The sequence below is a fragment of the Streptomyces sp. NPDC004752 genome (assembly GCF_053601275.1).
In genome coordinates, this window is record NZ_JBSGBN010000230.1 from 1 (window position 1) to 8,138 (window position 8,138).

Annotated in this window: 9 protein-coding genes; 4 read left to right on the top strand and 5 right to left on the bottom strand. The window is 72.9% G+C overall.

The window, feature by feature from the left end; translation table 11 throughout:
- Positions 1 to 238 precede the first annotated feature (238 nt).
- The 3 genes from ACWEKM_RS45045 to ACWEKM_RS45055 all read left to right on the top strand — a co-directional run bounded on the left by ACWEKM_RS45045 (position 239) and on the right by ACWEKM_RS45055 (position 2,467).
- The gene (locus tag ACWEKM_RS45045; protein ID WP_451627109.1) at positions 239 to 694 is read left to right on the top strand and encodes a helix-turn-helix transcriptional regulator; all 456 of its coding nucleotides are present in this window, start codon (positions 239 to 241) and stop codon (positions 692 to 694) included.
- 10 nt (positions 695 to 704) lie between these two features.
- A complete protein-coding gene (locus ACWEKM_RS45050) occupies positions 705 to 1,121 on the top strand; it encodes a VOC family protein (protein ID WP_451627110.1) in 417 nt (138 codons plus the stop codon).
- Between the two features lie 140 nt (positions 1,122 to 1,261).
- Positions 1,262 to 2,467 (top strand): mannosyltransferase family protein, encoded by a 1,206-nt coding sequence (locus ACWEKM_RS45055; RefSeq protein WP_451627111.1) that lies wholly within the window; start codon positions 1,262 to 1,264, stop codon positions 2,465 to 2,467.
- Positions 2,468 to 2,558: 91 nt separating this feature from the next.
- Here the strand turns inward: ACWEKM_RS45055 and katG are convergent, their stop codons facing one another.
- From katG to ACWEKM_RS45075, 4 genes are all read right to left on the bottom strand, one after another.
- Positions 2,559 to 4,778 carry a catalase/peroxidase HPI gene (gene katG / locus ACWEKM_RS45060; protein WP_451627112.1) on the bottom strand — a complete coding sequence of 740 codons (2,220 nt, stop codon included), beginning with the start codon at positions 4,776 to 4,778 and terminating at the stop codon, positions 2,559 to 2,561.
- 33 nt (positions 4,779 to 4,811) lie between these two features.
- Positions 4,812 to 5,249: a Fur family transcriptional regulator gene (locus ACWEKM_RS45065; protein WP_451627113.1), complete on the bottom strand. Its 438-nt coding sequence runs from the start codon at positions 5,247 to 5,249 to the stop codon at positions 4,812 to 4,814.
- A 293-nt stretch (positions 5,250 to 5,542) separates the two neighbouring features.
- Positions 5,543 to 6,013 carry a TIGR03668 family PPOX class F420-dependent oxidoreductase gene (locus ACWEKM_RS45070; RefSeq protein ID WP_451627114.1) on the bottom strand — a complete coding sequence of 157 codons (471 nt, stop codon included), beginning with the start codon at positions 6,011 to 6,013 and terminating at the stop codon, positions 5,543 to 5,545.
- Between the two features lie 32 nt (positions 6,014 to 6,045).
- A complete protein-coding gene (locus tag ACWEKM_RS45075) occupies positions 6,046 to 6,687 on the bottom strand; it encodes a phosphoribosyltransferase (protein ID WP_451627115.1) in 642 nt (213 codons plus the stop codon).
- A gap of 193 nt (positions 6,688 to 6,880) precedes the next feature.
- Between ACWEKM_RS45075 and ACWEKM_RS45080 the strand changes: the two genes are divergently transcribed.
- Positions 6,881 to 7,321, top strand: coding sequence for an SRPBCC family protein (locus tag ACWEKM_RS45080; RefSeq protein ID WP_451627116.1), 441 nt, complete (start codon positions 6,881 to 6,883; stop codon positions 7,319 to 7,321).
- 51 nt (positions 7,322 to 7,372) lie between these two features.
- Here ACWEKM_RS45080 and ACWEKM_RS45085 read toward each other — a convergent pair.
- Positions 7,373 to 8,138 (bottom strand): XdhC family protein (locus ACWEKM_RS45085; RefSeq protein WP_451627117.1); only part of this gene is annotated, 766 nt, incomplete at its 5' end.

Below are 8,138 nucleotides of genomic sequence, written 5' to 3' on the forward strand. Positions count from 1 at the left end.
GGCCGCCTGGCCGCCTGGCCGCCTGGCCGCCTGGCCGCCTGGCCGCCTGGCCGCCTGGCCGCCTGGCCGCCTGGCCGCCTGGCCGCCTGGCCGCCTGGCCGCCGTCAGAGGATAGCCCGCCCCCTCGCCCGCATAACCACCCCCTTTCTTCTCTTCCGTTTCTCTTCCGTTTCTCTTCCGGCTCGTTCCGTGGATCGCCGGGCGGGCGTTGTCGGTGGCCCGTGCGATGCTGGTTCGCGTGACGCTTGAGGACCTGGTGAGACTGCGCCGCGCACGGGACATGATGGATCGCGAGTACGCCCGTCCGCTGGATGTTCCCGCGCTGGCCGCCGTCGCCCTCATGTCGCCCGGGCACTTCTCCCGCAGCTTCCGCGCCGCCTTCGGCGAGACGCCGTACAGCTACCTGATGACCCGCCGTATCGAGCGTGCCAAGGCGCTGCTGCGGCGGGGCGACCTGAGCGTGACGGAGGTCTGCTTCGAGGTGGGATGTACCTCACTGGGCTCGTTCAGCTCGCGCTTCACGGAGCTGGTCGGCGAGAGCCCGAGCGCGTACCGGGCCCGCCGTCACGAGGAGGGCGCCGCGATCCCGGCGTGCGTGGCCAAGATCTTCACACGACCGGTCAGAGACGGCCGGCCGGGCGCGAGCGGGCAACCGGTCAGGATCGGAGAAGCGGATTCGGCCGCCGCCTCGTAGCGTCGACGTCATGAACATCAAGCTCTCGCAGTGCTTCATCGCAGTCGACGACCATGACAAGGCGCTCGCCTTCTACCGCGACGTACTCGGCCTGGAGGTGCGCAACGACGTCGCCTTCGAGGGGATGCGCTGGGTGACCGTCGGATCGCCCGCGCAGCCGGACGTGGAGATCGTCCTCGAACCGCCGCTCGCCGACCCCAACGCCTCGCAGGCCGACCGGCAGGCCATGGCGGAGCTGCTGGCCAAGGGCCTGCTGCGCGGTGTGATCTTCTCCACCGACGACGTCGACGCCACCTTCGAACGGATCCGGGCCGCCGGTGGCGAGGTCCTCCAGGAGCCGATCGACCAGCCCTACGGCGTCCGGGACTGCGCCTTCCGCGACCCGGCCGGCAACATGCTCCGCTTCAACCAGCCCCGCACCCGCTGACCCCCAGCCGGTCTCAAGGGCCTCTCTTACCCAGGGCTTTCCTGGTGAAGAGGCTCCCTCCTGCGACGTATGCGGCGGGTAAGAAGGGCGGAGTCCCGATTGCGTGCGGTGCGGGGCGTGCTCAAGGTTCAAGAGTGAGCATGCCTCCCGCACCGCTGCCCGAGCCCGCTGTGCCGTACCCGCCCGTGCGGCGTCCCGCGGCCCGGGTCCGGTGGCCGTGGCACCCGGCTCCGTCCGGTGTGCTCCCGGCCCTCGCCCTGTTCGTGGCCGTCCGCGCCGCCGGTGTCGTCGCGGTCGTCGTGACGAGCCGGCTGTACGGCCGACCGCTGACGAAAAACCTCGCCCATTCCTGGGACTCCACCTGGTATCTGCACATCGCCACGCACGGCTACGGACACCAGATCTGGATCACTCCGACGGGCGACGTGCAGACCGATTGGGCGTTCTTCCCCCTGTATCCGACCCTCATCCGGGCGGTCACGGCCGTGCTGCCCCTCTCCCCCGGCGGGGCCGCCCTGCTGATCGCCTGGTGCGCGGCGATCGTGGCCGCCTGGGGTATCCACGCCATCGGCCACCATCTGTACGGGCGGGCCGTCGCGACCGCCCTGGTGGTGCTGTGGGCCTCGCTGCCGCACTCGGTCGTCCTCACCCTCGCCTACACCGAGCCGCTGTTCGTCGCGCTCGCGGCCTGGTGTCTGTACGCCGTGCTCAAGGACCGCTGGCTGACGGCCGGTGCGCTGGCGGCGCTGGCCGGGCTGTCGCGGCCGAACGGCATCGCGGCGGCCGTGGCCGTCGTCGCCGCGGCCGGGTACGCGATCGTGCGGCACCGCGGCCGGGTTCCGGCCGGGCTGTGGGTGGGCGCCGTCCTCGCCCCGCTGGGCTGGGCGGGCTATGTGCTGTGGGTGGGGCGGCGGACCGGGGACCTGATGCACGGCTACTTCCGGGTGCAGAGCGCCTGGAGTTCGCGCCTCGACTTCGGGCAGGGCGCCCTGCGCTTCCTCAAGGCGCTGTTTCTGCACGGCGGCGGGGTCGTCTACCCGCTTGCCCTGGTGCTGGTGGTCGCCGGGATCCTGCTGTTCGGCCTGCTGTGCCTGGAGCGCGCCCCGCTGCCGCTGGTGCTGTTCGCCGGCACCCTGCTCCTGCTGGTGCTGGCGGTGTCGGGGCCGTTCGCCTCCAAGCCCCGTTTCCTGCTGCCCGCGTTCCCGCTCCTCATACCCGTCGCCCTGGCGCTCGTACGGACCTGGCGCACGCGGCGGGCGAGGGCGCTGCTGCTGGGCGGCGCGCTGACCACCGTGTCACTCGCGTACGGGACATTCCTGGCGGCGGTCGCCCGTCAGCCCCTGTGACGCGGCCCGCGCCACAACCCGCGCGACGGCCGGCGCGCCCTCCGGGGCCCGCCCCGCACGTCCGGTCGTCACCGTCAGAGCGTCCGGACGGTCACCCGAGGTCGAACCGGTCGAGGTTCATGACCTTCGTCCAGGCCGCGACGAAGTCCGTCACGAACTTCGCCTTGGCGTCATCGCCGGCGTAGACCTCGGCGAGCGCCCGCAGTTCGGAGTTGGAGCCGAACACGAGGTCGGCGCGGGTGCCGGTCCACCTGACCGCGCCCGTGGCGTCCCGGCCCTCGAAGGTGGTCTGGTCCTCCGAGGTCGCCTGCCATGTCGTGCCCAGGTCGAGCAGGTTGACGAAGAAGTCGTTGGTGAGCGTGCCGGGGGCGTCGGTGAGGACGCCGAGCGTCGAGCCGTCGTGGTTCGCGCCCAGCACGCGCAGACCGCCGACGAGGACCGTCAGCTCGGGGGCGCTCAGGGTGAGCAGGTTCGCCCGGTCGAGCAGCAGATACTCGGCCGGCAGCCGGTTGCCCTTGCCCAGGTGGTTGCGGAACCCGTCGGCGGTCGGCTCCAGCGCGGCGAACGACTCCGCGTCGGTGTGCTCCTGCGTCGCGTCGACGCGGCCCGGGGTGAAGGGGACCTCGATGTCATGACCGGCGTCCTTGGCGGCCCGCTCCACGGCGGCGCTGCCGCCGAGCACGATCAGGTCGGCCAGGGAGACCTGCTTGGCGCCCGAGTTGAACTCCTGCTGGATGCCTTCCAGGGTGCGCAGCACGGCCGCCAGCTCGTCGGGGTTGTTCACCTGCCAGCCGCTCTGCGGCTGGAGGCGGATGCGGGCGCCGTTGGCGCCGCCGCGCTTGTCGCTGCCGCGGAAGGTCGACGCCGAGGCCCATGCGGTGGAGACCAGCTGCGAGACGGTCAGGCCCGAGTCGAGGAGCCTGGCCTTGAGCGCGGCGATGTCCGCGGCATCGATGGCCTCGCCCTCCGCGGTCGGCAGCGGGTCCTGCCACAGCAGGGTCTCCTCGGGCACCTCGGGGCCGAGGAACAGCGACTTCGGGCCCAGGTCGCGGTGGGTCAGCTTGTACCAGGCCCGGGCGAAGGCGTCCGCGAACTCCGCGGGGTTCTCGTGGAAGCGGCGGGAGATCGGCTCGTAGACCGGGTCGAAGCGCAGCGCCAGGTCGGTGGTGAGCATCGCCGGGGCGATCTTCTTCGAGGGGTCGTGGGCGGCGGGCACCGTGCCCTCGCCCGCGCCGCCCTTCGGCTTCCACTGCTGGGCACCGGCCGGGCTCTCGGTCAGCTCCCACTCGTAGCCGAAGAGGTTGTCGAAGAAGCCGTTGCTCCACCGGGTGGGGGTGCTGGTCCAGGTCACCTCCAGGCCGGAGGTGATGGCGTCCGCGCCCTTGCCGGTGCCGTAGCCGCTCTTCCAGCCGAGGCCCTGCTCCGCCAGCGGGGCGGCCTCGGGGTCGGGGCCGACGGCGTCCGCCGGGCCCGCGCCATGGGTCTTGCCGAAGGTGTGGCCGCCGGCGATCAGGGCGACGGTCTCCTCGTCGTTCATCGCCATGCGGCGGAACGTCTCACGGATGTCGCGGGCCGCGGCGATCGGGTCCGGGTTGCCGTTGGGGCCCTCCGGGTTGACGTAGATGAGGCCCATCTGGACCGCGCCGAGCGGGTTCTCCAGCTCGCGGTCGCCGGTGTAGCGCTGGTCGCCGAGCCAGGTGGTCTCGGGACCCCAGTAGACGTCCTCCTCCGACTCCCAGACGTCCACCCGGCCGCCGCCGAAGCCGAAGGTCTCGAAGCCCATGGACTCCAGGGCCACATTGCCGGCGAGGATCAGCAGGTCGGCCCAGGACAGACTCTGGCCGTACTTCTTCTTGACCGGCCACAGCAGGCGGCGGGCCTTGTCCAGGTTGGCGTTGTCCGGCCAGCTGTTGAGCGGGGCGAACCGCTGCTGGCCGGCGCCGGCCCCGCCGCGGCCGTCGCTGATCCGGTAGGTGCCGGCGCTGTGCCAGGCCATGCGGATGATGAACGGGCCGTAGTGGCCGAAGTCGGCGGGCCACCAGTCCTGCGAGGTCGTCAGCACGTCCTCGATGTCCCGCTTGACGGCCGGGAGATCGAGGGACTTGAAGGCCGCGGCGTAGTCGAACTCCTCGCCGAGCGGGTTGGCCACGGCGGGGTTCTTCGCGAGGATCCTCACATTGAGCCGCTCCGGCCACCACTGGCGGTTGCCGCCGCCCTGCGTCGGGTGCGGGGCGCGACCGTGCGCGACGGGGCAGCCGCCGGTCTCCTCCGCTGTCGCGTCGGTGACGATTGCCTCATGGTTCTCGGACATTGAAATCCTTCCGGACTGGGCGGATCTTGGTGCTCAGGAACTGCGGGCGGTGGAACAGGCGGGGCACCGGCCCCAGTAGATGACCTCGGCCTCGTCGATGATGTAACCGTGGTCGTCGGAGGCGGTCAGGCAGGGGACGTCGCCGACCGCGCAGTCGACATCGGCGACGGCACCGCACGACCGGCAGATGACGTGGTGGTGGTTGTCTCCGATGCGGCCCTCGAACCGGGCGGGGCTGCCCGCCGGTTCGATACGGCGGATGAGTCCGGCCGCGGTGAGGGCGTGCAGTCCCTCGTACACGGCCTGGAGGGAAATGTGGCCGACACGCCCGCGTACCCCGGAGGCGATGGCCTCGACGCCGAGGTGGTCGCCCTGCCGGACGGTGTCGAGCAGGGCGACACGGGCGGCCGTCACACGCAGACCGGCACCGCGCAGCTCGTCGGCGGCGGTCGGAGGCTGGGCTGCGGTCATGGCGGCCAACCTACCGCCACAAAGGCGAACGATTCAAGAAAACGAGGTGTACAGGTTTTGCGTGTCGCGACAGCCAACGACACCACTCGCTGCCGCGCGCCCGAGCACGCCCAGGCGCACCCACGCGCACCGCGCCCGACCTGGGCGGCACCTCGGGCGACACCTCGACCTGGGCGGTGCCTCGGCGCTGATCGCGCTCCCCGATGCCGATCCGGACGGCGCCACGCCCGCGGCCACCCGCGGACCGCACGGTTCGGCAGCGCCCGGAGAGGGCACGGGGCCGGACGGGGCGCTCAGGCATCGGGCCCCGCGCGCCAGCCGGTCCAGCGCAGGACGGTGACGGCCACGACCGGACCGCCCGGCGGGCGGTCGCGGTACTGGGGGTACTTGTCGCACAGCCGGCCGAGCGCGGCCCGGTACGCGGCCCGCACGGCGGCCCCGGCGGCGTCGGGCCGCAGGATGCGGGCCTCGCCGTCGGCCCGGATCCACCACAGCCGGTCCCAGTCCTCGCCGTACACGTCCACCAGCAGGCACACGGCGGGGTGGGCGGCGATATTGCGCAGCCGCTTCAGCCGGGTCGTGGTCTTCGGCTTGTCGTCCACGGCCGTGACGATGCCGTCGGCGCCGTGCCCGCCCGGTCCGGCCGGTACCGCGAAGACGACCGGCACCAGATGGGGGCGGCCCGCCTCGTCGACCGTCGCGAGCCGTGCCACCCGGGCGGCGGCGAACCGCCGTCGCGCCTCGTCCGCCGCCATCTCAGGCACCGTGGGCCTCCTCGGTTCCCGTGCGCGGCGCGTCAGTTCCCGTGCAGCGCGTCGATCACGTCGTCGTCGGTGAGCTGTCCGAATTCGTCGTACCACTGGCCGACGGAGCTGAAGGAGTAGGGCGCGTACAGGCAGACGATGTCGTCCGCCTCGGCGCGCAGGGCGTCGAGCGACTCGGGCGCGCCGACAGGGACGGCGAGGACGAGGCGTGCGGGCGCCTGGCGGCGGACATGGCGCAGGGCGGCGCGCGCGGTGGAGCCGGTGGCCAGCCCGTCGTCGACGACGATCACCGTGCGGCCCGCCAGTCCGGGCGGCGGGCGGCCCTCGCGGTAGCGCCGCTCACGGCGGTGCAGTTCGGTCCGTTCCCGTGCCACCGTGGGGGCGAGGTACTCCTCGCTCAGGCCGAGCAGCTCCAGGGTGTGCTCGTCGTAGAGGGGAGGATCGTCGCCCGCGATCGCGCCGATGCCGAACTCCTCGTGGTGCGGGGCGCCGATCTTGCGGACGAGCAGCACGTCGAGCGGGGCGCCTAGGGCTCGCGCGATCTCCGCGGCCACCGTGACGCCGCCGCGGGGCAGGGCCAGCACGACGGGGTCCGGCAGGGCGCCCCGCTCGCGCAGTGCGGACAGCCGCCCGGCGAGTTCCCGTCCGGCCTGCGTTCGGTCCTGGAACCGCATGGTCCGTCCTCTCCGCCGGGGGTGGCTCCCCCCTCCTCCCATGGTGATACGAGTGGTGATACGACGCCCCGGCGCGGACTATACGCATCGTGTATACGTACGTTCCGTAAAGGGCGTACATACGGCGCCGCATCTGCCGTGGGCGGGCAGCTGAACTCGCTGTTCCGGCCGGGCGGTTCCCTAAGATCGTCCCGTGGTCGACTTCCTTCTCCAGCGCACGGCACCGCTTCCCATCGACGAGGCGTGGCGTCGGCTCACACAGTGGCCCCGGCACGGCGACGCGGTGCCGCTGACCCGCGTCGCCGTGGTCACCGGTCGGCCGACCCGGGTGGGCACACGCATCGTGGCCCGCACGGGCATCGGGCCGCTCGCCTTCGACGACCCGATGGAGGTCACGGTGTGGTGCCCGCCGGCCGACGGCGGGCCCGGCCGCGTCCGTCTGGCCAAGCGGGGCCGGGTGGTCCTCGGCTGGGCCGAACTGGAGGTCCGCCCGGGTCCCGGCGGCCGCACCCGGGTCCTGTGGCGGGAGGAACTGCGGATCCGCGGACTCCCGCCGTTCTTCGACCCCCTGCTGACCCGGGCTTCCCGGGCCGTCTTCGGCCGGGCGGTCAACTCCCTGCTCAGGAGGGCCTGACGAGCTGCCCAAGCGCTTCGCGGCGGCGCCGGGTGCCGTCGCGGGGTCGGGTCAGGCCATGGTGTCGATGCGGTGGGGTGCGGGTGCGACGGGGTCGCGGTGGATCGGGGTGCGGGCGCCGGTGAGGGAGGTGCCGGTGCCGCCGCGGCGGTTCGCGACGATCTCCGACGCGATCGACAGGGCCGTCTCCTCGGGCGTGCGGGCGCCGAGGTCGAGGCCGATCGGAGAGCGCAGCCGGGCCAGTTCGAGTTCGGTGACACCGGCCTCGCGCAGCCGCTCCTCGCGGTCCAGATGGGTGCGGCGGGAGCCCATCGCGCCGACATACGCGACCGGCAGGCGCAGCGCCGACCGGAGGAGCGGTACGTCGAACTTGGCGTCGTGGGTGAGGACGCACAGCACGGTCCGGCCGTCGACGTCGGTGCGCTCCAGATACCGGTGCGGCCACTCCACGACGATCTCGTCGGCCTCGGGGAACCGGGTCCTTGTCGCGAAGACGGGGCGGGCGTCGCACACCGTCACGTGGTAGCCGAGGAACGTGCCGATCCGCACCAGCGCCGACGCGAAGTCGACCGCCCCGAAGACGATCATCCGCGGCGGCGGCACGGACGACTCGACCAGGACGGTGAGCGGCGCCCCGCAGCGCGAGCCCCGCTCGCCGGTCTCCAGGGTGCCGGTGCGGCCCGCGTCCAGGAAGGCGCGGGCCTCGGCGGCGACGGTGCGGTCCAGTTCCGGGGTGCCGCCGAAGCCGCCCTCGACGGTGCCGTCGGCGCGCACGAGCAGCGCCCGGCCGGCCGGCCCGGCCGGGCCCGCGACGATC

What these genes read in the sequence shown, in the direction of transcription:
- ACWEKM_RS45050 (WP_451627110.1), top strand. Translation starts at nt 705, where the DNA reads ATGAACATCAAGCTCTCGCAGTGCTTCATCGCAGTCGACGACCATGAC.
- ACWEKM_RS45055 (WP_451627111.1), top strand. Translation starts at nt 1,262, where the DNA reads ATGCCTCCCGCACCGCTGCCCGAGCCCGCTGTGCCGTACCCGCCCGTG.
- katG (WP_451627112.1), bottom strand. Translation starts at nt 4,778, where the DNA reads ATGTCCGAGAACCATGAGGCAATCGTCACCGACGCGACAGCGGAGGAG.
- ACWEKM_RS45065 (WP_451627113.1), bottom strand. Translation starts at nt 5,249, where the DNA reads ATGACCGCAGCCCAGCCTCCGACCGCCGCCGACGAGCTGCGCGGTGCC.
- ACWEKM_RS45075 (WP_451627115.1), bottom strand. Translation starts at nt 6,687, where the DNA reads ATGCGGTTCCAGGACCGAACGCAGGCCGGACGGGAACTCGCCGGGCGG.